At 59.9% G+C, this 25092-nt stretch carries 22 protein-coding genes and 3 tRNA genes; 9 read left to right on the top strand and 16 right to left on the bottom strand.

Going from position 1 to position 25092, the window contains the following annotated elements; genetic code table 11:
• Positions 1-79: 79 nt before the first annotated feature.
• The 5 genes from HQL56_07460 to recA all read right to left on the bottom strand — a co-directional run bounded on the left by HQL56_07460 (position 80) and on the right by recA (position 6866).
• Positions 80-727, bottom strand: a complete 648-nt coding sequence (locus HQL56_07460; GenBank protein MBF0309346.1) for an NUDIX domain-containing protein — start codon at positions 725-727, stop codon at positions 80-82.
• A gap of 117 nt (positions 728-844) precedes the next feature.
• Positions 845-1258, bottom strand: a complete 414-nt coding sequence (locus HQL56_07455; GenBank protein ID MBF0309345.1) for a hypothetical protein — start codon at positions 1256-1258, stop codon at positions 845-847.
• Positions 1259-1370: 112 nt separating this feature from the next.
• On the bottom strand, positions 1371-3206 hold the full coding sequence (locus HQL56_07450; GenBank protein MBF0309344.1) for a hypothetical protein: 1836 nt from the start codon (positions 3204-3206) through the stop codon (positions 1371-1373).
• A 330-nt stretch (positions 3207-3536) separates the two neighbouring features.
• Positions 3537-5804 (bottom strand): DNA topoisomerase IV subunit A, encoded by a 2268-nt coding sequence (gene parC, locus HQL56_07445; protein MBF0309343.1) that lies wholly within the window; start codon positions 5802-5804, stop codon positions 3537-3539.
• Positions 5805-5825: 21 nt separating this feature from the next.
• Positions 5826-6866: a recombinase RecA gene (recA, locus tag HQL56_07440; GenBank protein MBF0309342.1), complete on the bottom strand. Its 1041-nt coding sequence runs from the start codon at positions 6864-6866 to the stop codon at positions 5826-5828.
• A 239-nt stretch (positions 6867-7105) separates the two neighbouring features.
• On the opposite strand from recA, the gene HQL56_07435 reads away from it, so the two are divergent.
• From HQL56_07435 to HQL56_07410, 6 genes are all read left to right on the top strand, one after another.
• A complete protein-coding gene (locus HQL56_07435; protein ID MBF0309341.1) occupies positions 7106-8143 on the top strand; it encodes a type IV pilus twitching motility protein PilT in 1038 nt (345 codons plus the stop codon).
• A 20-nt stretch (positions 8144-8163) separates the two neighbouring features.
• Positions 8164-8796: a hypothetical protein gene (locus HQL56_07430; protein MBF0309340.1), complete on the top strand. Its 633-nt coding sequence runs from the start codon at positions 8164-8166 to the stop codon at positions 8794-8796.
• Positions 8797-8798: 2 nt separating this feature from the next.
• On the top strand, positions 8799-9377 hold the full coding sequence (locus HQL56_07425; GenBank protein ID MBF0309339.1) for a hypothetical protein: 579 nt from the start codon (positions 8799-8801) through the stop codon (positions 9375-9377).
• 43 nt (positions 9378-9420) lie between these two features.
• On the top strand, positions 9421-10578 hold the full coding sequence (locus HQL56_07420; GenBank protein MBF0309338.1) for a PilT/PilU family type 4a pilus ATPase: 1158 nt from the start codon (positions 9421-9423) through the stop codon (positions 10576-10578).
• 16 nt (positions 10579-10594) lie between these two features.
• Complete coding sequence (locus tag HQL56_07415; GenBank protein ID MBF0309337.1) at positions 10595-12619, top strand: acyltransferase; 2025 nt, start codon at positions 10595-10597, stop codon at positions 12617-12619.
• Between the two features lie 61 nt (positions 12620-12680).
• Positions 12681-13736, top strand: a complete 1056-nt coding sequence (locus HQL56_07410) for a PilT/PilU family type 4a pilus ATPase (GenBank protein ID MBF0309336.1) — start codon at positions 12681-12683, stop codon at positions 13734-13736.
• Here the strand turns inward: HQL56_07410 and HQL56_07405 are convergent.
• Positions 13716-14957, bottom strand: a complete 1242-nt coding sequence (locus HQL56_07405; GenBank protein ID MBF0309335.1) for a hypothetical protein — start codon at positions 14955-14957, stop codon at positions 13716-13718. The genes HQL56_07410 and HQL56_07405 overlap by 21 nt on opposite strands.
• A gap of 68 nt (positions 14958-15025) precedes the next feature.
• Here HQL56_07405 and HQL56_07400 point away from each other — a divergent pair.
• Positions 15026-15112, top strand: a tRNA-Leu gene (locus HQL56_07400).
• A gap of 13 nt (positions 15113-15125) precedes the next feature.
• Here the strand turns inward: HQL56_07400 and HQL56_07395 are convergent.
• Complete coding sequence (locus tag HQL56_07395) at positions 15126-16334, bottom strand: O-succinylhomoserine sulfhydrylase (GenBank protein MBF0309334.1); 1209 nt, start codon at positions 16332-16334, stop codon at positions 15126-15128.
• A 38-nt stretch (positions 16335-16372) separates the two neighbouring features.
• Here HQL56_07395 and HQL56_07390 point away from each other — a divergent pair.
• Positions 16373-16458 (top strand) — tRNA-Leu (locus tag HQL56_07390).
• Positions 16459-16625: 167 nt separating this feature from the next.
• Here HQL56_07390 and HQL56_07385 read toward each other — a convergent pair.
• From HQL56_07385 to HQL56_07345, 9 genes are all read right to left on the bottom strand, one after another.
• Positions 16626-16712 (bottom strand) — tRNA-Leu (locus tag HQL56_07385).
• 261 nt (positions 16713-16973) lie between these two features.
• Positions 16974-17537 (bottom strand): YqgE/AlgH family protein, encoded by a 564-nt coding sequence (locus tag HQL56_07380; protein MBF0309333.1) that lies wholly within the window; start codon positions 17535-17537, stop codon positions 16974-16976.
• Between the two features lie 11 nt (positions 17538-17548).
• A complete protein-coding gene (mpl, locus tag HQL56_07375) occupies positions 17549-19069 on the bottom strand; it encodes a UDP-N-acetylmuramate:L-alanyl-gamma-D-glutamyl-meso-diaminopimelate ligase (GenBank protein MBF0309332.1) in 1521 nt (506 codons plus the stop codon).
• Positions 18976-19626 carry a 1,6-anhydro-N-acetylmuramyl-L-alanine amidase AmpD gene (ampD, locus tag HQL56_07370; protein ID MBF0309331.1) on the bottom strand — a complete coding sequence of 217 codons (651 nt, stop codon included), beginning with the start codon at positions 19624-19626 and terminating at the stop codon, positions 18976-18978. The genes mpl and ampD overlap by 94 nt, the downstream gene beginning before the upstream one ends.
• Entirely contained in the window at positions 19533-19757 is a 225-nt protein-coding gene (locus HQL56_07365) for a NifU family protein (protein MBF0309330.1), read from the bottom strand. The genes ampD and HQL56_07365 overlap by 94 nt, the downstream gene beginning before the upstream one ends.
• 16 nt (positions 19758-19773) lie before the next feature.
• Complete coding sequence (locus HQL56_07360) at positions 19774-21087, bottom strand: TolC family outer membrane protein (protein MBF0309329.1); 1314 nt, start codon at positions 21085-21087, stop codon at positions 19774-19776.
• Entirely contained in the window at positions 21080-22996 is a 1917-nt protein-coding gene (parE, locus tag HQL56_07355) for a DNA topoisomerase IV subunit B (protein ID MBF0309328.1), read from the bottom strand. The genes HQL56_07360 and parE overlap by 8 nt, the downstream gene beginning before the upstream one ends.
• A gap of 100 nt (positions 22997-23096) precedes the next feature.
• Positions 23097-23315 (bottom strand): translation initiation factor IF-1, encoded by a 219-nt coding sequence (gene infA, locus HQL56_07350; GenBank protein ID MBF0309327.1) that lies wholly within the window; start codon positions 23313-23315, stop codon positions 23097-23099.
• 124 nt (positions 23316-23439) lie between these two features.
• Positions 23440-24195 (bottom strand): outer membrane lipoprotein-sorting protein, encoded by a 756-nt coding sequence (locus HQL56_07345; protein MBF0309326.1) that lies wholly within the window; start codon positions 24193-24195, stop codon positions 23440-23442.
• Positions 24196-24369: 174 nt separating this feature from the next.
• Between HQL56_07345 and HQL56_07340 the strand changes: the two genes are divergently transcribed.
• Positions 24370-25044 carry a hypothetical protein gene (locus HQL56_07340; protein MBF0309325.1) on the top strand — a complete coding sequence of 225 codons (675 nt, stop codon included), beginning with the start codon at positions 24370-24372 and terminating at the stop codon, positions 25042-25044.
• The last annotated feature ends 48 nt before the right edge of the window (positions 25045-25092 follow it).

The following is a 25092-nucleotide window of genomic DNA, read 5'->3' as shown; positions in this document are numbered from 1 at the left end:
TAATCGCCCCCGGACCCCCGTATTAATGAACGAATGAAACAGAAATGGAATAACACGCCCTAACCCAACCCGGGCAACCTCATAAAAAATAATAATATCTGTCCATAAATACCCGCAATCCGTCTGCATAACACCATGGCTTTTCCTTGAGTGCAATCATCAGCTCCCCCTTTTCCATAGCGCGGGTCGCCAAGGCCTCTCCATCCAAAAACTGAAACGGCCCGTCAAATATTCCCACATACGATGCCACATTGTGCCGCTTCAACCAGGACTCCCCGTTTTTGACCCGACTGACGCTGCCCTGCCATGGCTCATAGTCCACCATGCGCAACAAGGCCTTTTCCCGAAAATCCACCGAACCCTCTCGGCTCAGCAGCCGATACTGAACTGGATCCTCTGCCAGAACAATCTGGTGAATGCCAACCTCTTCCTGCAACTCCTTCCTGGCATTCTCATGAAAGGCATTCCGGTCAATGGGCCAACTCTCTGTGACCACATGCCCTCCGACCGTCTTGTCCCACATCAGCGGATTCTCCGGTTTGGCCCCTCGCTGCACCAATCGAACCCGGCCATCCGACCCGGTGAGCATGATATGCACCACGGGAACCGCCAAAGGTGCATCGCCATGCGCCCTGGAATAGTCCCGAATTTCCGCTAGAAGTTCCGAGCGATTGGCCGTCTTGACATACCGACCATTGCGATCCGTGGCATGCAGCAATTCTTCCATGTTCAACTCATATATCGGCAATAACGTTAAAAGACAGCCGTGAGGGGTAATGGGGGCCGGCCACCGTGGATTTTCCCCGTGGGCTTCCGGAAGCCCGCCACCCTATCCCGCAGGTTCCTACTTTTTCTTCCGTTTTGCCCCCTTTTTCTGACGGCTTTTTGCCTTGGCAGACTGTTTTGGCGCTTTTTCCTTTGCAGGCAGGTACCTTCCAAGCAGAGGTTCCAGTCCCTTGGCCATTTCCTCACGGACCAGGTTCTGGATTTCTCCCTTCAAGTTCATTACATCCTGCCTCAAGGAGTCCAGATCCTTCAGCGGTTGGGTCGGCATGGTCTCCTGTGGTTTCAGGGTGCGGATGGCCCCCTCCCGAAGAACCTGATTGACCCAGGCATAAATCGTTTTCCCTTCCCGCTTTGCAGCGAGTTTGGCCGCAACACGAACTTCGTTTTCAATATTTTTGATTGTCCATGTTGCCGAGGTCAGATTGCCTTCACCCAACCCGGAGTCATCGTCGAGCATCTCCTCGTCAACCATGTTCCACCTTATTTCTCAAAGGAGCATCGTGCTTTTTACGCAAAAAAGCGGCGTACCATGTGATGGTACGCCGCCTTCTTGTTACAAAACTACCAGGAACCGATCCGGCTCATCACTTGGCCGTGAAGGTACCCTGGATGGTGGTGAAGCTGCTGTTCGCATCATCAATCAGGTTGAAGCCGCTGAACCCGAATTGATAGAAGTAGTCACCCGCAGCGGCCGTGGCATCCAGGGAAGCACCCAGGGTGGCATGGCTCATGAGGGTTCCGATGGCACCCTTGATGGAGGTGGCACCAGCGCTCTGGTTGGTCGACGTGGAGGTGACCAGAAGGTTGTCGGCATCCTTGTTGCTCACCGTGGTGGTGGAGGCAGAGGAGTCACCCTTCTTGTAGTAGGTCACGGTGGCGGAACCGCTGGCCGGGAGGGTCAGGGTCAGCTCGGAACCCGTGGAGCTCCAGTTGACATCGTAGGAGACCTGGATATAACGCTGACCGGTGGAACGGGTCGCCGAGGTACCATCCTTGAGCAACATGGTGACGGTAGCGGTACCGGTACCGACGGGCATGGAGGTCAAGGTGAAGACGATACGGGGCACCGTGCCGGAGGGCGAGGTGGCCGCCAGGCTGCTGAGGTTGGAAGCGCTCAGGGTGTTGCTGCTGTTCAGGTTGGCCGTCAACACGGAAGAGGAGACCGTGGCGGACGTAGGCGTCTTGGTGGAACCATCGCCATCGACGACGTAGATGGAGCTCTTGGTCACCTTGAAGCTGGTGGCAGCGGCAACCGCAGTAGCAGCCGAGGAGGCGGCAGCGGCAGCAGCGGAGTCAGACAGAGAGGTCACCGTCTTGAGGGCGGTGGCCGTGGCCAAGCTGCTGATGGGCGTGGTCAGAGCAGCGGCAGCCGAACTCCAGGTCGAGGTCGACTTGGTGGTCTTCATGAGATCCACGGCATTGGCCAGATTATTCCAGTCGGTCGCCGCAGTACCACTCAGGGTGGCGGCGTAGGCCACCATGTTGGTCTTGGCAACCTGGAGGAAATCGCTGCTGGCGGCGGCGAAGGCGGCGTTCACGGTATCCAGGGAGGTCCCGGAGGAGGTGAAGACGCCGGAGAAGGCCGAGTTCAGATCGGTCAAGGTCTTGCTGTTGGCGAAGGTCAGGGTGCCTTGCAGCAGATTGGCCACGTTCATGGCGACAGCGGCCTGGACAGCCAGAACCAACTGTTGGGCGCCAGAGGTGGTGATATTGTAGTTCATCGAACCGTCCTTGAGCTCATCACCCAGGGCGCTGATGATTTGGGAAGCGGTCTTGTTGGTGCCGGAGCTGGTGGAGGCATCCACCGCATCGCGGATGGACTCGGCCAGGAGTTCCATGGCCATGGAGAGCTTGGCCGCATTGGTGGAGCTCAGGGCACGCACGTTGCTGGTGACCGGGTCGAACCCGCTGATGTCACCGGCGCCGAGGCCGAAGGAGGAGAGCACACCGGTCTTGACGGCGTTGTAGTTGGAGGTCAGGGTGCTGGAGGTCAACCCGGAGAGGGTACCACCGGCAGCAGCCTTGAGGCCGGCAGCCAGAATGGTGGTCAGGGGGTTGGCGTTGACAACACCGGAGGCAGCCGAGGTCGACGTCACGATGGTGCTGAGGTCAAAGCTCGGGGTGGTCCCGGTGAAGTTGTCCGTGGCGCCACTCGCGGAGAAGGTCAACTCCTCGGCGACGGACGGGGTGGAGATGGCCAGGCTGTAGGTACCGGTGGTGCTGGTCGAGGAACCCGTCGAAGATCCCTTGTAGCTGATCGCGGCGCTCTTCAGAGGGCCTTTGACCGCGGTCCCGGAGATGGTGCTGGAGCTGCTGCTGCTGCCGCCACCGCCGCAACCGGCCATGGCTACAGTCACGGCGCCAGCCAAGGAAAGAAGGGTCATGCGCTTCATCATTGTGTTCATCCCCCACTGCTTCATGTGAAAAAACTCCTTCGCGTTCTTCAGATCATTGCGAAATAAAGAAGATTTAGACGCACATCCCCTCTTCCTGAGCGGGGCTCGGCCACATCGGGAGCGATCCGTCCCCGGATTCACCCCTCTTGAAAGCTTCCGCGTCAACTCGGACGACAGGGAGGTAAAACACCGCTATTCCTTCCCCAGCCTCCACAATGGGTTGGCATGTTATACGGCACTTAGTGTGATTGCAAGTCAAAAAATGCGAATATTCGATCTGATTGAAAAATTTTCAAGCCCAATTTCGAATATTGACCAGTTAATATATGTAGAACTCATTTGATTTTTAGTCCATCAGGCCAGCTCTCCATAAAACAGGTCGCCTTGCCGAACCGCCCTCGGAACGACTCCCGTACCCGGAAACACCGCCCCGCCCAGGAAGCCGTGGGGCAGTACCGCACCCCGTCCGCCGCGCGCTCCCAGCCAGGGATCCAGCGGCAGAATATGCTTCTGTCTCTTGCCGGAGTCAAGGTGTACCCCCTTCTCCACCTCAAAGGTGGTAACATCCACCACCACCTCGCCCTTGTTGAGTCGGCAGATGCGCACCCCCTTGCCTCCCGAAGCCTTGGGGAAGGTCTCCAGAGGACAGACCAGCAGCCGCCGGCCACTGTGAATGCAGGCCACATGGTCCCCGGAAACCGGCAGGATGTGCAGCAGGCGATCCCCCGGATTCCAACTGAACAACTGCTTCCCCTTCCGCTGATTGGACACCAGATGAACCCCCTGAAGCCGCATGCCCTGCCCCAGTTCGGTGCTGATGAAATACTCCTTCTCCTCGTCGACCTCCATCATCCAGGCCACCGGATCCTCCGGTTCGAGGTCGAAAAACATGGTCAACGGCTCGCCGGTCCGCTTGGCCGAATCGATTCGGTCCGCCATCAACGAATAGACCCTTCCCGAAGCCATGACCCACGTCACCGTGCGGTGGGCATGGGTGCGCACCATCAGCGACAGTTGATCGTCCCCCTTGAAACGCAGCTTCTGGGGATCCAGATCGTCGTGGCCCTTGAGCAGACGCACCCACCCCTTGTCCGACAAGATCAGCGTCACCGGCTCCCGATCCACCAGATCCGCCGGCTTCAGCTCCACCTGGGTCACGGCCACCTCGATGCGGGTCCGACGGGCATCGGCGAAGGATTCCTTGGTCTGCTTCAGATCCAGGCGGATCACATTCCACATGCGTACTTCATCCGCCAAACGCCCTTCCAGCTCCCGGGCCCGCTCTTCCTTCTGGGCCATCTCCTGGCGGATCAGCATCTCTTCCAGGCGCCGCAAGGCCCGCAGCCGCAGATTGAGAATGGCCTCCGCCTGGCCGGCGTCGAGCCCGAAACGCTCCATGAGACGCGGCGCCGGATCCTCGCTCTCCTTGATGATGGCAATCACCTCGTCGATGTTGAGGTGAACCAGCAGGTAGGCCGCCAGCAGATGCAACCGCTCCCGGAGTTTGGCCAGTTCGTGGGAATCCCGACGGGTTTGCACCTGGAAGCGGTGATCCAGCCAGGCCATCAGCAGGCCCTTGAGATCCATCACTTCGGGCCGGGTGGCCGCCGTGATCACGTTGAAGTTGACCGGAATCCGCACTTCCAAATCGGTGTGCTTGAACAGATAGGCCTGCACCAGTTCCGGGTCGATGCTGCGATTGCGGGGCTCCAGCACGATGCGCAGGGTCTCGTCCGACTCGTCCCGGATATCCTCCAGGAAGAGACACTTCTTCTCCACGATCTGACGGGCGATGTTTTCGATCAAACGCGCCTTTTGCACCTGATAGGGGATCTCCCGCACCACCAGATGCCATTGCCCGCGTTTCAGCTCCTCCCGTTCGATGCGCGCCCGCAGCCGCAACGATCCCCTGCCCTCCTGATAGGCGGTGCGCAGATCCTCCTCCTCGGAAACCAGAACGCCGCCGGTGGGGAAATCGGGGCCTGGAACAAAGCGCATCAGGTCGAGAACGCTGGCTTCGGGGTGATCCAGCAGGTGCAGACAGGCTTCCAGGATCTCCCCCACATTGTGGGGCGGAATGGCCGTGGACATGCCCACGGCGATACCGGTCGCCCCATTGGCCAACAGGTTGGGGAAGCGCGCCGGCAAAACCAGGGGCTCCTGCAACGAGCCGTCGTAGGTCGGGATGAAGTCGACGCAATCCTCGTCCAACCCTTCCAGAAGGGCCTCGGCCACCCGGGTCAGGCGGGCTTCGGTGTAGCGCATGGCGGCTGCCGAATCCCCGTCCACGTTGCCGAAGTTGCCCTGCCCTTCGACCAGGGGATAGCGGGCGGCGAACTCCTGGGCCAGTCGCACCATGGCGTCGTAAGCCGCCTGGTCCCCGTGGGGATGGAACTTGCCGATGACGTCGCCCACCACCCGGGCCGACTTCTTGAACGGCGACTTCGCCGCCAGTCCCAAGGCCTCCATGGCGAACAGAATGCGCCGGTGTACGGGTTTGAGGCCATCCCGCACATCCGGAAGGGAGCGGCTGATGATGGTGGAGAGGGCATACGCCAGATAGCGCCGCTCCAACTCCTCGTGAAAAATGCCTTCCTCTACGGAAGAAACGCTTTCCGCCACGGCTCAAAACTCCTGTCGCCTCTATTCCGCGCTCTCGTCCGGTGCGGAAGAACGCACAAAATTGGCTTCCTTGCTCTTCATGCGTTCCCGCAGAATCCGGTCCAGTTCACCCATCAGATCCGGATGTTCCCCCAGGTATTTCTTGGCGTTCTCGCGCCCCTGACCGATACGCTCGCCCTTGTAGGAGTGCCAGGAACCCGATTTTTCCACCAGGCCGGCATCCACCGCCAGATCCAGGATCTCCCCGAAACGCGAGATGCCTTCACCGAACTGGATGTCGAACTCCGCCTGACGGAAGGGAGGGGCCAGTTTGTTCTTCACCACCTTCACCTTGCAGCGGTAGCCGACGACCTCCTCCTTCTCCTTCAGGGCGTTGAGGCGGCGGATGTCCAGTCGTACCGAGGCATAGAACTTCAGGGCGTTGCCACCGGTGGTGGTTTCGGGATTGCCGAACATCACGCCGATCTTCATGCGCACCTGGTTGATGAACAGCACGATGGAGTTCGAACGCGAAATGCTGCCGGTCAGTTTGCGCAAGGCCTGGGACATGAGCCGTGCCTGCAGCCCCATGTGGGAGTCCCCCATCTCCCCTTCCAACTCCGCCTTGGGGGTCAGGGCGGCCACCGAGTCCACCACCACCAGATCCACGGCGCCGGAGCGCACCAGCAGATCGGTGATTTCAAGGCCCTGTTCGCCGGTATCGGGTTGGGAGATCAGCAGTTCATCGACGTTGACACCCAGACGACGGGCATACTGGGGGTCGAGGGCGTGTTCCGCGTCCACGAAGGCGGCCACGCCACCCAGTTTCTGGATCTCCGAAACGACGTGCAAGGCCAGAGTGGTTTTACCCGAAGCCTCCGGGCCGAAAATCTCCACCACCCGGCCCCGGGGAAGCCCACCCACCCCCAACGCCATGTCGAGCCCCAGGCTGCCGGTGGAAACCACGGGCACATCCACCAGGGCGTCCGAGGACATGCGCATGATGGAGCCTTTACCGCACTGTCTTTCGATCTGAGCAATGGCCGCGTCCAAAGCCCGCGACTTGTTCTTGTCAAGGGTCATCCATGGGTCTCCTGGGCTGGTTTTCCAAGCAACTTCTGCTTCCGACGCCATAAGCATAGCAGTTCCGATCCTTGGACAACAATCCACCTCGCAGATTATCGTATGCAATTCAAGGAAATCTCGCACCGATTCCATGGAGAGCATTGCCACCCCTCCCGGCGTGGGATACCTTGTGTGGATGGGAAATGACAATCTGGGAATGCCGATCTTTCCAAAGGGTAATCATCATGGCGAAAAAACTGGATGTTGCGGAACTCCTGGCCTTCGGAGTGCAGAACAAAGCCTCCGACCTGCATCTTTCGGCGGGTGTCCCGCCATCCATTCGTGTTGACGGCGACATTCGTCGTATCGATCTGCCCCCCCTGGAGCATGATCAGGTCCACGACATGATCTACGACATCATGAACGACAAGCAGCGCAAGGGCTACGAAGAGGAGCACGAAGCCGACTTCTCCTTCGAAGTTCCCAAACTGGCCCGCTTCCGCGTCAACGCCTTCATGCAGAACCGGGGAGCCGGGGCGGTCTTTCGTACCATTCCCTCCCAGATTATCTCCCTGGAGCAGCTCAACTGCCCGGAAATCTTCAAGAAGTTCGCCGAAACGCCCCGTGGTCTCGTGCTGGTGACCGGCCCCACCGGTTCGGGTAAGTCCACCACCCTGGCTGCCATGATCGACTACAAGAACAAGAACGAATACGGCCACATCCTCACCATCGAGGATCCCATCGAATTCGTGCATACCCCGCAGAAGTGCCTCATCAACCAGCGCGAGGTGCATCGCGACACCCACTCCTTCAGCAACGCCCTGCGCTCCGCCTTGCGTGAAGACCCCGACGTGATTCTGGTCGGTGAAATGCGGGATCTGGAAACCATTCGTCTGGCCCTCACCGCCGCCGAAACGGGCCATCTGGTTTTCGGCACGCTGCACACCACCTCGGCGGCCAAAACCATCGACCGTATCGTCGACGTCTTCCCCGCCGCCGAAAAAGAGATGATTCGCGCCATGCTCTCCGAGTCGATCCGCGCCATCATCGCCCAGAACCTGCTCAAGAAAAAAGGCGGCGGTCGCGTCGCGGCCCACGAAATCCTCATCGGCACCCCGGCCATTCGCAACCTGATCCGCGAGAACAAAATCGCCCAGATGTATTCCTCGATTCAGACCGGTCGCGGCATTGGCATGCAAACTTTGGAACAATGTTTGCTAGACCTTGTCCAGCAAGGCGTCGTCTCCAAAGAGGTCGCCCGCGAAAAGGCCAACAACAAGGACATGTTCAATTAGCAATCAGGGACGACATCCCCATGAGAAAGAACGCACCAGGTCTCCTTCCTCTGCTGGTGGTCCTGGGGACCACGATGGCCGGATGTACGGCGCTGTTTCCGCCGCCGCCGCCACCACCTCCCCCGATTCAGCCGGCGCAGCAGGCACCCAACCCGGTCATGCACGAAGTGGATCTCATCCATATGAGCCACTCCGTCGCCGATGCCCTGGTGGCCGAACTGCGCAAGAACCACCCGGCCTTCAGCAGACGCAAGCCGATCCTGGTCACCACCTTCGTGCCGCTGAGCGACCTGGAGACCTCCTCCGAACTGGGCATGATGATCGCCGACCAGCTCTCCACCCGCATGACCCAGCAAGGGTTTGCGGTCGTGGAAGCCAAGCTGCGTCAGGAGTTGGCCATCCGACCCAAACAGGGTGAGTTCATCCTCTCCCGCGATGTGGAAAAATTGGCGGAAGCCTACAAGGCCTTCGCCGTGGTGGTGGGCAACTACACCCGGGCACGGGGCCTGCTCTACCTGACCTCGCGCATCATCCAAGTGGACAATCGCCAGATTCTGGCTTCCATCAGCGCCAAGGTTCCCATCGGCGCCACCGCCAGGGATCTGCTGATCGAAACGGGTGAAGGTTCCTCTCTTTCGGTGGTGGATCACTGACCATGTCCAGGCTCAACAACTCCCTGCGGCTTCTGGGACTGGCGGGGCTTTCGCTCATCGGGGGCGCCTGCACGGCGCCCCACGCCCCCGACCCCTATCCCTTGATCTCCCAGCCCATGGAAACCCGGCCCCATCCCGATCTGGTGGAGTCCGCCTACAAAGCCGCCGACGCCATGCTCGCCAACCTGGGAGAACGCCTGGACCCCCTCGGCTCCCTGGTTCCGGCCAGCTTCGTCAATCAGGACAATCTGGACCAGACCTCCGCTTTCGGCAGGCTGATGGCCCGACAAATCTCCTCCCGGTTCGCGCAACGCGGCTTCGGCGTCACCGAAGTCAAACTGCGCAAAAATCTCTTTGTGCGCAAGGACTCCGGCGAGTTCATCCTCTCCCGGGATCTCCAGGAGATTCAGGGTAAAAACCGCGCCCATGCCATTCTGGCCGGAACCTATACCGTGGCGGAAAACCGGGTCTACATCTCGGCGCAGGTCATTCGGGTCGTGGACCGCACCACCCTGGCCTCCACCGACTTCAGCCTGGCCCTGAACCCCGATATCCGACTGCTGCTCTCGTCCCCCAACTGATTTTCCACCGATCCGCCAAAGGATTGCAGCCGGAGGTATGCGCATGGAGACCGATCAGGCCATCCAATTCATGCTGGAGTTGCTGCGGGTGATGCTTAAGCAGGGGGCATCCGATCTGTTCATCACCGCCGGCTTCCCCCCCGCCATCAAGCTGCATGGGAAAATGACACCCATGACCGCCGATCTTCTGACACCCCGTCAGACCCAGACCCTGGCCCGCAGCATCATGAACGACAAACAGTGGAAGGAGTTCGAAGCCACCAGGGAGTGCAATTTCGCCATTTCGCCTCCCGGTATCGGTCGCTTCCGGGCCAACTGTTTCCTGCAGCAGGGACGGGTCGGTATCGTACTGCGCACCATCACCACCGAAATCCCCGAATTGGACACGCTGGGGCTGCCTCCCATTCTCAAAGAGGTGGTGATGAACAAGACCGGCCTCGTGCTGGTCGTCGGCGGAACGGGTTCCGGCAAATCGACCACCCTGGCCGCCATGCTGGGATTCCGCAACAGCAACAGCCATGGTCATATCATCACCATCGAAGACCCCATCGAGTATGTCCATCCCCACAACAACTGCCTGATCACCCAGCGGGAAGTGGGGGTGGATACCGATTCCTGGCATGCAGCCCTGAAAAATACCCTGCGGCAAGCGCCCGACGTGATCCTGATCGGCGAAGTCCGTGACCGGGAGACCATGGAACACGCCATCAACTTCGCCGAAACCGGGCATCTGGCCCTCTCCACCCTGCACGCCAACAACGCCAATCAGGCCCTGGACCGCATCATCAACCTCTTCCCCACCGAAAAACGTCAACAGTTGCTGATGGACCTCTCTCTCAACATCCGGGCCATCATCTCCCAAAGGCTGCTGCCCCGGGTGGGTGGCGGGCGGGTTGCCGCCATCGAAATCCTGCTCAAATCCCCGCTGATTTCCGAACTGATTTTCAAGGGCGAAATCCACGGCATCAAGGAGATCATGGGCAAGTCGCGGGAGATGGGCATGCAGACCTTCGACCAGGCTCTCTTCGATCTGCATCAAGCCGACCTCATTACCTACGAGGATGCCCTGCGCTTTGCCGACTCCGCCAATGAAATCCGTCTGCGCATCAAGCTCGAAGGCAAGGAGAGCAAGGAAAGGGAGTTCAAAGAGTCCGTCAAGGGCCTGAATCTGGTGGAAAAAGATCCCAACATCCGGAAATAGCCCTGGATTGGTGGTTATGGAGAGGTCTCCCGCAAACCCTGCCACATCCCCCGATCCCGACACGTCCATTTTGACAGGTCGTGGTCTCTTCCGAACGACACCTTATGCGGAAGAGTGCCCATCCCTGGCCTATCGACCGGATATCGACGGCCTGCGCGCCATCGCCGTGCTGGCCGTGGTCGCCTACCATGCCTTTCCCCACCGGGTGGAAGGGGGCTTTGTCGGCGTCGATATCTTCTTCGTGATCTCCGGATATCTCATCAGCCGCATCCTCTTCAGCCAGATTGAAGAGCATCGCTTCCGCTTCTCCGAATTTTACAAACGACGCATCGTGCGCCTTTTTCCGGCGCTGATCGCCGTCATCGCCACCTGCTCCGCCGTTGGCTGGCTGGTGCTGCTGCCCCATGAATTTGCTCAACTGGGCCGGCATGTCGCGGCAAGCTCCGCCTTCGTGGCCAACCTCGCCCTCTGGAGCGAGGCCGGCTATTTCGATAATGCCGCCAGCGGCAAACCCCTGCTCCACTTGTGGTCTCTGGGCATCGAGGAGCAGTTCTACATTGTCTGGCCCATCCTGCTCGGACTGCTGTGGAAGGGGCCGGCACGCCTGTTCCGACTGACCCTTCTCCTGGCGGGGGGCTCGTTTCTCTACTCACTTCACGCCACCTACACCGATCCCGTCGCGGCCTACTACAGCCCCTTTTCCCGCTGGTTCGAGCTGATGGCGGGCGGTTTGTCGGGCTACTCCTCCCGACATCGAACCGGGAAGCATAACCCCTTTCCCAATCTGCAGGCGACTCTCGGCGCCGTTCTGATTCTGCTCGCGCTCCTGCTGGTCAATGAAAGAAGACCTTTCCCTGGGGGCTGGGTGATGCTTCCGGTTGGGGGGGCCCTGTTGCTGATCTCCGCCGGTCCTCGGGCCTGGCTGAATCGAACCCTGTTGAGCCACCCTGTCGCAGTCGGAATCGGACTGATCAGCTATCCCCTCTATCTCTGGCACTGGCCCATTCTGAGCTTCGCCAACATCCTCACCGAAAACAGCACCACCGGCAGCTTCCGGCTCCTCCTGGTGGGAATCAGCGGCCTTCTGGCCCTGATCACCCATCTGGCCCTGGAAAAACCGGTCAAAGCCGTCCGGGAGTCGGCCTTCAAACCCCTGGTTGCCGCCCTGGGGCTCCTCTTCCTGCTTGCATTGCCGATCTCAAGCGGGCATCTCCCCCCCCGCAACAACACCGGCGGGCTTGACGCCATCACCACCGCCATCGGCGATTGGGAGTTTCCCCGTCACCTCGAACCCTTCCGCGTTGCCGGGCAGAACTTTCACCGCACCGGTCGCGGGCAGCGGACGGTGCTGCTGATCGGGGATTCTCACCTGGAACAATATTCTCCACGTATCGTCAACATCCTCGATGCCTCCAAGGAGAGCCAATCGGTGGTCTTCGCCACCTTCGGGGGCTGCCCGCCCCTGCCGATCGGGACGGAGATCGGCAGCAAATGCCCCGATTTGCGCCGGGCGGCCATGGCTTACGCCACCCGCCCCGAAATCGCCACCATTGTCATCGGCGCCGCCTGGAATCTCTATCTCGACGCCAACGCCAACAACCCCTACCTTTTGCATCACGCCGGGGGATCCTTCCCCCTCAATACCCCCGAGGGCGTTTCGGTGGCGCTTCGCCTGCTCGAAGGCTACCTGCGCTCCTTTCCGGCGGACAAAAAGCGCTTTCTATTGATCGACAACCCGGCGGGCAACGACTTCAGCCCGGCGGGCCGTCTGATCGGCAACCGTTTGGCGGGCACCCTCCGACTATCGGAGGCCTTCCGGAGCGTGCCCGCCAAGGAGAGCCAACTGGCTCTGCGCCACCGGATGATCGACCTGGCCCGGGATACGGGAACCCTGGTCATCGATCCTTTCCCGGTTCTGTGTACCCCCGAAGGCTGCCGGACCACCACAGCGAACGGCACACCGATTTACAAGGATTCGGGCCATTTGCGCCCCTTCTTCGTGCGCGAGGCCGCCGATTATCTGGATATTATCCTGCAATGACTTCTCAAAGCGGACCAGCCGCCATGGACATGACTACTCCCCTTTCCACAAGGAATCACCGGTGAATCTGACCCCTTTCCTGAAATTGATGATCGAAAAAGGGGGTTCCGACCTCTTTTTCACCCCCAACGCCCCGCCCAAAATGAAACTGGACGGCAAAATGGCTTCCATCGGCACCGAACCCCTCTCGGCGGAGACGGTCCGGGAGGCCGTGTACGGCGTGCTGGATGCCGAGCAGAGGGATCGCTTTGAAACCGAACGGGAACTCGACTTCGCCATCTCTTTGGGCAGCGAAGGGCGTTTCCGCGTCAATGCCTTCCATCAAAAGGGCCATGCCGCCATGGTGTTGCGCTACATCCGGGCGCGCATCCCCGAAATCGACGACCTGAAGGTCCCGGACATTCTCAAGGAGTTGATCCTCTCCAAACGGGGCCTGCTGCTGATGGTGGGCGGTACCGGTTCCGGGAAATCGACCACCCTGGCCGCCATGATCAATCACCGCAACGCCACCACCTCGGGACATATTCTGACCATCGAGGATCCCATCGAATTCATCCATCCCCATCGCAAATCGATCATCAACCAACGGGAGATCGGGGTGGACACCCCCAGTTACGCCAGAGCGCTGAAAAGTTCCCTGCGGGAGGCTCCGGATGTCATTCTGATCGGGGAGATTCGGGATCGGGAGACCATGGAAGCGGCGCTGGAACTGGCGGGAACCGGGCATCTGGCGGTATCGACGCTGCACGCCAACAACGCCTACCAGGCGATGAACCGCATCATCAACATGTTCCCCCAGAATCTGCACAAGCAGTTGTTTCAGGATCTTTCCCAATATCTCCGGGCCATTCTGTCCCAACGTCTCGTCTCCACTGCGGAGGGTAAACGCCGGGCCGCGGTGGAAGTTCTGGTCAACTCCCCTCTGATCGCCGAACTGATCGGCAAAGGAGAGGTGGAAGAGGTCAAGGAGGTGTTGTCAACCACGACGGATCTGGGCATGCAATCCTTCGATACCGCCTTGTACACTCTTTACAAGGAGGGAGCGATCACCCTGGAAGAGGCGCTGCAACACGCCGATTCCCGGGCCAATCTGGAATCACGCATTCACTTTGGTTAGGCGAAGGGCATCGTTCCACAGGCCTCTCCAGAAAAGTGCGCCGTGGAAGAAGAGCAGCGGTTGGATCGGCAGGTTGTAGCGATCCTGAGCCGGTCCGACCAGAACCGGCAGGTAGAAGAGGAGCACCAGCAGCTTGACGGCTCCTTCACCCTTGACCAGCAGGCGCAGCAGGCCCGGCAGCAGAACCAGGCCCGGAGCGGCCCGTACCAGTACAACCAGCAGATCCTGACCGCTGTAGGAGGGTCTCAAGCCGACGAAATAGCAGGTTTTCGCCAACCCCAGAACCATCAGGGAGAGCAGCGTATTCAGGCTGTCCGGCAGAAAATGCAACAGTCCCGGATGGAAATAGTCCTCCTGCGGCAGGCCGAACACGATGAAGATGGAACTGGTCGTGGAGATGGTCAAGGCCGCCAGGATGTAGGGCAGATAGTAGATACCCAGCATCCCCAGCAGCACGACGATGAATGCAAACTGCCAGCCGCACAGAATCTTATGGTCCACTCGGGTCACGGCTTGATGCAGCAAAACAAAGATAATAATAGATATACTGTTCGGACGCAGCAATCCCATGAGAACAAGCAGGATCAGCACCAGGAGGGAATGATCCACCTTGATACGGGAAGTCGCCCCACGGCTCCCCGAGCCAAAATAGGCCAGATAAAACAATAGAAACACAACGGCGAACAGCTCATCGGTGCTGATCGTGGCCATATACCAGACCGGAGCCGGCAACAGGGCAAAAAAGAGCAGCCAGGGCAGCCCGATACCTTGTCGAGCCAACCACCCGAGCCAGCCTGCAGCCAGAACGGTACTGAGAAAAAGATAAAAAAGGGCCAGCGGCAGGGAATGACCGTCGGTATAATCAAACAAGATCAACAAACCGGGAAACACCGGACCGCTCAACCAGTAGAGGGTCCAGTTCACCTGGTGGATCGGTTTCTCCAGCTGCCGCACCACCTCCTGATACCGCGCCACCACATCCGCCAGGGATGCCTGTTTGAAATAGGCGCTCGTACTCTCGTAAAAGCTCAAATCGCCGGATTTCACCGTCTTGTTCAACGGGGAAATCGCCTCCCCCAACTCGTTGGTGAGGGGATGAACCATCAAAAAGAGAAAAAATGCCACGCGAAACAGAATCGCCAGCCCCAAAGCCAGCATTCCCTTTCGCAACCAATCGGGCGCCGGTCCCTGAACCGGCAACCCGGCAGATGCCATTCCCATCAATCGTCTACCCTTCCTCCCGCAAAAGGTTGACCCTCGGTCGGTCCTTTGCTATAAACCTCACAAGTGCCGGGGTGGCGAAACCGGTAGACGCACCAGACTCAAAATCTGGCGCTGACAACAGCGTGTCGGTTCGACTCCGACCCCCGGCACCATTTTTTCCTCTTCTCATCCACATGCTCCGCAGTTCACCAGAGCCTGGCGCAAGTCGGCAACCAGATCCGCCGCATCTTCCAGACCCAGAGACAAACGCACCAGCCCCTCCCCGATGCCCGCCTGGAGCCGCTCTCCCGCCGAGAGTTTGCCGTGGGTCGTGGTGGCCGGGTGGGTCACCAGACTGCGGGAATCCCCCAGATTGGCCGTGATGGTGAACAAGCGCAGAGCGTCGATAAAAGCGTGCGCCCGATCCTTGTCGCCCAGATCCAGACAGACGATACCACCGAAGCGTTTCATCTGAACCTTGGCCAGTTGGTGCTGGGGATGGTGCGGCAAACCGGGATAGTGTACGGCGGAGGCCTCCGGCAGCAGCCTCACCAGGGCGTGAGCCACCGCTTCGGCGTTGTCGCAGTGGCGCTGCATGCGCAGTTCCAGGGTTTCCATCCCCTTGAACAAGACCCAGGCGTTGAAGGGGGAAAGGCTTGGGCCGGTATTGCGCAGAAAGGGAAAGAGGTGGTTCATGATCAACTCCTTGCGCCCCACCACCACGCCTCCCAGCACCCGACCCTGCCCATCGAGATATTTGGTTCCCGAATGAATGACCAGATCGGCACCCAAAGCCAGCGGCTGCTGCAAAATCGGTGTGGAAAAGACGTTGTCCACCACCAGCCAGAGCCCCTTCTCCCTGGCCAGCCGGGCCAACTCGGCCAAATCCACCATTTCCAGGGTGGGGTTGGCCGGAGTTTCCACAAAAAGCATGCGGGTATTCTCGCGGACAGCCTCCCGCCAGGCCTGAGGATTGGACAGGGCCACCTTGGTGGTGGTGATCCCGAAGCGGCTGAGAATGTCACTGGCAATCTTGGAGGTCGATCCGAAGACGGAACGGCTCATGACCAGATGATCCCCGGAGGAGAGCATGCCCAGCAGCACCAGGGAAATGGCGGCCATGCCGGAGGCGGTGGCCAGCCCCTTTTCGCCCCCTTCCAGGGCGGCGATGCGCTCTTCGAAGGCGGTTACGCTGGGATTGGTGAACCGACTGTAGACATTCCCCTCCTGCGCACCCGAGAAAATGGCTGCCGCCTGGGCTGCCGAGTCGAAAGCGTAGCTCGATGTCAGAAACAGCGCGGGACTGTTTTCATGCAGCTCGCTGCGAAATTGACCGGAGTGAACCGCCCGTGTTGCCGGTCCCCATGAAAAATCCTGTTTTTCTGACGTGGACATCGCTCCTCCAACGGGTTAGTCTTGCGGCGGATGTGTTGGCCCGCGTGGCGGAACAGGCAGACGCGACGGACTTAAAATCCGTTGGCTTACAGCCGTGCCGGTTCGACCCCGGCCGCGGGCACCAACAATCCGGAGAAGTTGCAGAGTCGGTTGAATCGAAACTCGGGATCGGATTCGGGAACGTTTCGGGTGACATGAGCCTTCGCCACGAAGCGAGAGGATAGCCGTGGCTCGGACGCCCGGGCTTGCGACGGATGAACAAGGCTGGTCAAGGAGTGATCTGCGAATAAGTGGTGCCCAAGGGGAGAGTCGAACTCCCACAGCCGTGTGGCCACTAGATCCTGAGTCTAGCGCGTCTACCAATTCCGCCACCTGGGCACAAAGCGAAGCCGTACCAAATTGTGCGGGGGATCCTATAGCAGCTTGGGGGGGTTGTCAACCCCTCCCTGTTGCCTTGGGGTAACTTCTTTTCAAGCCAGGCATCGGCCCGTCTTATTCATAAATTTCCTCGTGAAACCGGCCAGGGTACGCGACGCCCCGACGACCGCACCCATGGCCCTGAGGACCGTCGAGCGGGCGCAACGCCGTCATGGCGCGATCCGGGTCCGGCTGCAGCAGAAATTTATGAACAAGACGGGCTCAGTTCAAGGCCCTTCCCGCTTCCACCAACTGGGTGATGTCGATACCCATGCTCTGGATGGCTTTGGTCCAACGCATGGCGGGGGGCAGGTCAAAAACAATGCTGCGATCAAAGTCGCCAATCAGCCAGACGTTCTCCCGCAGTTCGGTTTCCAGCTGACCGTCTCCCCACCCCGCATAGCCCAGGACAAAGAGAAACTTGCTGGAATTGTCCGCTTCACCGAAATGTTTCAACAGATCCGGGTTGGTGCCCAGAAAAAGTCCGGGCGTAATCTCCATGTGGCCTGGAATCTCCACCGGGGTTTCAAAAAGCACAAACCCCCGATCCGGTGAAACCGGCCCCCCCTGATAGACCAGAGGCAGCTCCGACCGCTCCCAGGTAAGGCATAACTGGTCGAGAATCTCATCCAGCGAGATGGAATGGGGTTGATTGATCACCAGTCCCAAGGCACCCTCCGGGGAATGGGCGCAGACGAAGATGACCGCCCGCTCGAAATTGGGGTCCTTGAGGCCCGGCATGGCCACCAGAAATTTGCCGGCCAGGCTGCCCTCCTCGACCTTCATTCCTGCCACCTTCATGCCGTGCGACTGCGTAACATGGTTTCCAATCTTTCAAATATGGCGTCAAAACCACCGTTGCTCATCACCAGCACCCCGTCTCCGGAGGTCAGATGGCGCTGCAAATGGTCCACGGCCCCTCCCGCATCATCGACAACCACCGCGCTGCCGGACTTGAGGCGGTTGAGAGACGCCACCACGGCATCGACATCCAACACCTCCTCGGGAGCCAGCCCCCGTTGTCCGGGGCGGGCCAGGATCACCCCGTCCGCTTCGGCCAATGCCGCCGGCAGACTCTCCTGATGCACCCGTCGACGCATGGTGTTGGAGCGAGGCTCCACCACCGCCCAAACCCGGCGACACTCTCCCGAAGCCTTCAAACCGGCCAAAGTGGTGCGAATGGCGGTGGGATGGTGGGCAAAATCGTCATAGACGGCCACTCCATCGACGGCAAAGCGCCGATCCATGCGACGGGCCACCCCCTGAAACGTGCTCAAACCGTCCCGAACCCGCTGCCCGTCCGCTCCATGAACCAGGGCCACCGCCGCCGCCACCACGCCGTTGTAAACGTTGTGGCGTCCCGTGAGGTTCCAGTGCACGGTAAACAGCGGCTCCCCGTCCTGCAACAGGGTCCACTCCCGCCCATCCTCGCGCTCCATACGGCCCGTATAGGCATAATCCCCTTCCAAACCATAGGAGACCAGCCGGGAACGCACCTCCGGAACCAGGCTGTTCAGCACCTTGTCATCGCCGTTCAGGAAGACCACCCCACCACGGGGCACGGTCCGCACCAGCAGGCGAAACTGCTGCCGGATCGATTCCAGGTCGGGATAGATGTCCGCATGGTCGAATTCCAGGTTATGCAGAATCAGGGTGCGGGGCCGATAGTGCAAAAACTTGGGTCGTTTGTCGAAAAAGGCCGTATCGTACTCGTCCCCTTCCACCACCACCCAGGGAGAGGCCCCCGGATGGCGAACGCCGACGCCGAAGTTCTTCGGCAGACCGCCGATGAAGAAGCCCGGTTTCATCCCGACCTGATCCAGTACCCAAGCCACGATGCTGCTGGTGGTGGTCTTGCCATGGGTTCCCGCGACGACTACCGGATGGCGCCCCTCCAGAACGTTGGCCATGAGCCACTCGGCCCCGGAGCGGAAGGAGAGGCCGGAATCGAGCAGGGCCTCCAACTCGGCGTTGCCGCGCGAAATGGCGTTGCCGACCAACACGAGGTCCGGGGGGCCTTCCAGATTGGCGCTTGAATAACCTTCCCGCAGATGAATGCCCCGCTCTTCCAGAAAGGTACTCATGGGAGGGTAGATGCCGGCATCGGAACCACTCACCCGCCAACCCGCCTCTTGCGCCAGGGCTGCCAGACCTGCCATGGCCGTCCCGCAGATACCGATGATATGAAGGTGTGGCACGGCCTCGACTCCTTCGGTAAAATCAATCACTTCCACACGATGGGCCAGTGGTCGTCCGGCGTGGCTTTGGCCAGACACTCCTTGAAAAAGTCCCAGTCGAAACAGGGGCCCGGATCCCATTTCCGACCCGGTGCAATGTGCTGATGCCCCGCCACATGATCGTCGTGCAGTGAGGGGTGGCGCTTTTTCAGAGTGCGCTGCAAGCGGGCCAGCGTCAAATACTGGGCCGGGGTGAAGGGCGTCACCTCATCCCCGGACAACTCGATGCCCACCGAAAAATCGTTGCAGGAGGAGCGGCCACGCCATTGACTGGCACCGGCATGCCACGCCCGACGCTGCACCGGCACATATTGGGTGACATCGCCGCAACGCGCCACCAAAAAATGCGCGGAAACCCGCAGCCCGGCAATTTCCCGGAAATAGGGATGCGCCTCCGGATCCAACCGACCCAAGAAAAGCTCGTCCACCCGGTGTACGGCAAACTCCCCCGGTGGCAGCGAAATGGCATGCACCACCACCAGATCGAGCCGGCTTCCGGCGGGCCGGTCGTCGGCGTGGGGAGACGGCAGATAGCGGAATCCGCTCAGGGAACGCTCTCCACGGCACGAACCTGGGGAATATGCTCTTTCAGCGTCCGCTCGATGCCCATTTTCAAGGTCATGGTCGCTCCCGGACATCCACCGCAACGGCCTTTCAGGCGCACTCGCACCACGTTATCCGGGGTCACTTCGACCAGTTCCACGTCGCCCCCGTCGTTTTGCAGATAGGGCCGGATACCCTCCAAAACCGCCTTGACCCGTTCGATCATGGTCTTTGCTCCATCCTTATTGGTTTTCGTCGACTGTCAGAATTCCGGGAGTCAACACACCGGAGGCCCGCAGCAATTGCAGGCTGGAAACCAGCACGTTGTAGCGTCCGCGCGTCAGATCGGTCGCTGCGGTGAAGAGTTCATGCTGGGCATCCAGCACATCCAGCGAGGTGCGGGTACCCACCTTGAACTCCTGAGCCACCCCGTCCGCCGCATCCCGAGCCGCCCGCTCCCCGGCCACAAGGGAATCCACCACCACCATCGCGTTGCGATACTGGTGAAATGCCTGCTCGATCTCCCGCAAGGCCTGCTGCCGCACCCGATCCAGATCGGCTTGGGCGGCCCGGAAGCGGGCCTGTTCCTGATCGACCTGGGCCATCGTCAGCCCTCCGGAATAGAGCGGTACCGAAACCCCCAAACCCAGGCTGGTTTTGTCGAGGGTTCCCGGCGTACTTTGGCTGCCAAGATTCCAGGTTCGGGAACGGCTGCCGTTCAAGGTCAACACCGGGTAATGGTCCGAACGGGACAGTTCCACCTCCAGTCGGGCCACGTCAAGCTGGGCCACGGCGGCCTTGACGTCGGGCCGGCTTTCCACAGCGGCAGACAGCGCCTCCAGGGACTGCTCCAGCACCGCATGTTTCCAGGGCGGCAGCCGAAAAGGCAGCGCCGCCTCCTCGCCCGCCACTTCCCGGAATTTGGCCCGGCGAATGGCCTGTTCGTTCTCCGCTTTAAGGCGGTCGGCCCTTGCGCTCGCCAGCCTCGCTTCAGCCCGGCTGACATCGGTGCGGGGCAACTCGCCCACCTCGAAACGCGCCTTGGTGGCTTCCAGATGCTTGCCGGTCACCTCCTGGTTGCTGCGCGCCAAAGCCGCCACCTCCACCGCCTCCAGAAGGCCGATCGCCGCCTCGCCCAATTCGTACAACACACTCTGGCAAGCCCCTTCGTACTCCTGACGGGCCGCGTCGATCACCGGAGCGATCTGCTCCAGGCCGACCAGAGCCTTCCGATTGAAGAGTACCTGAGTAAGCGCCACTTCGACCGAATCGGGATGGGTCTTCTGCACTCCGCCATCCCACTCGGTACGCAACTGGTTGGCCTGTCCCTGGAAAGTCATGTTGGGCCGCAAGGCGGCCTCGGCCTGGTCCTGCCGCTTCATGGCCACGTCCAACCGGGCCTGAGAGGCCACCACCTTCGGGTTGACCGCCAAGGTTCGGCCCGCCACCTCGCGGAAATAGTCCTTCCCCTCCGTCCAACCCGTGCCAGTCATCAAAAGAGAGGTCAACAGCCACAAAACCCCTCCCCGAATACACCTCCTCGGACAGTCAGACATCGAGCTGCTCCACGGAAAAATGGGCTCTCTCCTGGATGAAGCGGAACCGCTCCTGGGGACGATTGCCCATGAGGCGATCGCAGGTATCGTCCGTCAGGGCCGCATCCTTGACCACCACCTTGACCAGGCGACGACTGGCCGGATGCATGGTCGTCTCCCGCAATTGACCGGGAGTCATTTCACCCAACCCTTTGAAACGGGAGGTTACGGCATTTTTCTCTTCTCTGCGGCCCAGCTTGCGCATCACCTCCTGCCGTTCCACCTCGTCGAGGGCATAGTAGTTGCGGCTGCCGACGGTGATTTTGTACAGCGGGGGCTGGGCCAGGTAGAGGTGGCCTTCATCGATCAGACGCGGCATGAACCGATAGAAAAAGGTCAGCAGCAGACTGGCGATATGCGCTCCGTCCACATCGGCGTCGGTCATGATGATCACCTTGCCGTAACGCAGACGATTCGAATCGTACAACCGCCCGGCTCCGGTGCCGATGGCCTTGATCAGATCCTGCAGTTCGCTGTTTTTGCCGAGTCGTTCCTGATTGGCCTGTTCCACGTTGAGGATCTTGCCCCGCAAGGGCAGCACCGCCTGCCTCTGGCGGTCGCGGGCCTGTTTGGCGGAACCTCCGGCGGAATCCCCCTCGACCAGAAACAGCTCCGATTCTTCCAGATTGTTGGCAATGCAATCGGTCAATTTCCCCGGCAGGGTCAAGCGGGTGGTGGCCGCTTTGCGATTGATGGTATCCAGACCGACCTTGCGGTCCTGCAGCCGTTGTTTGGCCCTTTCGACCAGCATTTCCACCAGCTTTTGGGCCGGTTCGGTGCGGGCATGCAGCCAGTGGTCGAAGCGGTCCTTGATCTCCACTTCCACCAGCCGCGCCACATGGGTGCTGGTCAGCTTCTCCTTGGTCTGTCCGGCAAACTGCGGATTGGGCATGAACAGCGAGACCACGGCGATCAGACCGTACTCCAGATCTTCCCAGGAGAGACCCACACCGCGCGGCAGCAGATTGCGGCTTTCGGCAAACTCCTTGAGCCCCTTCAGCAGGGCGCTGCGGAAACCGCTTTCATGAGTTCCGCCCTGGGTGGTGGGGATGGTGTTGCAATAGGAGACCACCTTGCCTTCGCCACCCATCATCCAGGCCACGGCCCATTCCAGCCGGCAACCGCCATCTTCGCCACAGGCATCCAGCCGACCCTCGAAAGGCTCGGGAACCAGACTCTCCCGATCGCCACTGCTGGCCTGAACAAAATCCTTCAACCCGCCGGGAAACTGAAAACGATGCTCCTCCCCCAGAGCCGGCGCATTGGCCAGAATGGTCACCCCCCGGTTGAGGTAGGCCCGGGAGCGGCACATCTCCAGCAGGCGCTCCCATTGAAACCGGGGTTCGGGAAAGATCTCGGGATCGGGCAGAAAGGTGACGCGGGTACCCCGACGGCGCGTGGTTTCCCGTTTTACCAGGCCGGTCACGGGAAGCCCCTTGGAAAAACGTTGGCTCCAGACGTGGCCGTCCCGTTCAACCACCACTTCCGTGGCGATGGACAGGGCGTTCACCACCGACACGCCAACACCATGAAGGCCACCCGCCGTCTTGTAGCTGCGATTATTGAACTTGCCGCCGGCATGCAACATGGTGAGAACGACTTCGAGAGCGGAGCGTTCCGGAAAACGGGGATGCGGTTCCACCGGAATACCCCGCCCGTTATCCTGCACGGTCAGGGAGCCGTCGGCTTCCAGGGTCAACTGGATGCGACTGGCATGGCCGGCCACCGCCTCATCCATGGCGTTATCCAACACTTCCGCCACCAGATGATGCAGGGCACGGCTATCCGTTCCGCCGATGTACATGCCGGGACGGCGACGTACCGCCTCCAGCCCTTCGAGGACCTCGATATCGGCTGCCGAGTAGGTCATGGGAGCTCACACACTATCCAGCTTCCGTTTCGTCACTCCCCGCACCCGATTCGCTTCGGGAGGGACTGGGAACGGAAAGGCAATTCTGGAAAAACGCCGATCACTTGTGACGGTAGGAGATACGTCCCTTGCTCAGATCGTAGGGGGTGATCTGGACGGTCACTTTGTCTCCCGGGAGAATGCGGATATAGTGCTTGCGCATCCTACCGGAGATGTGACATAGGAGGGCGTGTTTGTTCTCCAGTTCCACTTTGAACATGGCATTGGGCAGGTTCTCCAGAACCGTCCCTTCCATTTCGATGACATCCTCTTTGCTCAATGCTTCTCTCCTCCACCGGTTTCTTCATTCCATCACATCATGCCAAATCCCGCCATCATGGGGGAAGCCAGTCACCAAGTCAACTCGAAGCGGTTCGCTGGCGGCCACTTTTCAATGGGGTCGCTCAAGGACTCAGGAACTTGCCCACATTGGCCAAGGCGTTGGGTTGAAAGGCTCCTGCCGGCAGCGACTCCTTTCGCACGGCCCCGACCTCCAGAAGCGAACGATAACCCGGATTCAGCCCATTGATCGCCTCCATCCGGGCAATGCGGGGAGACTCTCCGTCAAAGGTCTCGAAAAGCTGATAAAGGATGGTTTTGCTCAGCGAGCCGTCCTTCTGCAGTTGCTGCTCCTCAACGGGTACGCCGCGGCGGGTATCCACCGTCAACCGGAGGGTGGCATAGGGCATTTCGGGCCATTTGGCCTTAAGGGTCAGCACCACCTCGTCACCACGGCTTTTCTCCATGGAAACGATCTCATGATCTCGGGCGAAACCATGACGCAGCAGGTCGTAGTGGGAAAGCACCCCCCCCCAGATCGCTTCGGCGAAACGTCCCGGGTGACTGCCCTGCTCCCCGGGAAAACGCACCGTCACCTGACGCCCCTGCGCCAAAACCGCGCGCCCCGCCACCCCTACCGGACTCAACACCATCACCAGAGCCCCGTCCTTGTCGTCCCAGGCCGAAAAAAAACGGGCCGACTCGACGGTAGCATCGGGCCGACGATGGGTGATCTGAAAATAGACCTGATTTGCGTTCTCAAACAAACCTTTATCAATACGCTCCAAGAGCGACTGCTCTTCCCCGGCCACGGCTGACGCGGAACAGAGCAGAAGAAGGACAATCACCCATTCGAGCCGGAAAGGGAACGTTTTAGCCATCGCACCATAAATACCATTGCCAGTTGGGATGGACATCACCATGATAGACCCCGTTCAGGAGATCTTCTCTCCAACAAGGAACCAATAATAGATTCCAAAACAACCCCCAATTTATCAGGGAAGCTGTCAAACAATTATTGACCTCCTTGATCCGGGAGCAAAACGAGCCAATCCATGAATCAAAGCATTACATTTGACTATGGACCTTTTGCCCTGGTTATATTTGCGGCTATCAGTCTCTTCGTGGCCTGGCTGTTGATCGTGCATTTCATCCTGCGCCCGAGAGCCAGGCAGAGACGTTATGCCAAACTCAACGCCATGTACCCGCCCTATCTACTGCCGCCGCTCGAATGCAACAGCCGAAGGAAACCGGACCCCGAACATCGGCAGTATCAGGTCAACCTGGAAATGTTGACCTGCACCTGTTCCCGATTCCGCAACCATCGCGCTTACTTTCCCGCTCAGGACATCCGCCGCCTCTGCCGCCACCTGCGCAAGGAACTGGAAAATGCCGACCTTCTCCCCCGCCTCGATGACCTGACCCGTCGTATCATTCAGGACCGGGTTCGGGACAAATGTTACCTCTCTTTGTCGACAGGGGAAAGTCGTTTCGCCATTGGCATCAATCCGGGCAGCCATTTTGTGCGGGTTTTCACCCGTCGCAAACTGGATATCGATCCACCGGAGGGACCTTTCACCGGAGCTTACGACAAATTCGTCTTCAATGCCGGACAGGAAAACTGGATTTACGGTGAAGCCCCCCCCCAGTCGGATAAAATCATCGCCCTGATTCAGGAGGCGATGCGTTCCCATTCACAAGGCCACCATCGCGAAGCGTCGCTGGATTAGGGCGTGTTGACATTCACCATCTTTTGGTCCCTGGCCGCGTTGCAATCC

It is taken from the genome of Magnetococcales bacterium (genome assembly GCA_015231925.1).
GTDB lineage: Bacteria > Pseudomonadota > Magnetococcia > Magnetococcales > JADGAQ01 > JADGAQ01.
This window is presented reverse-complemented; position numbering and strand designations above follow the sequence as displayed.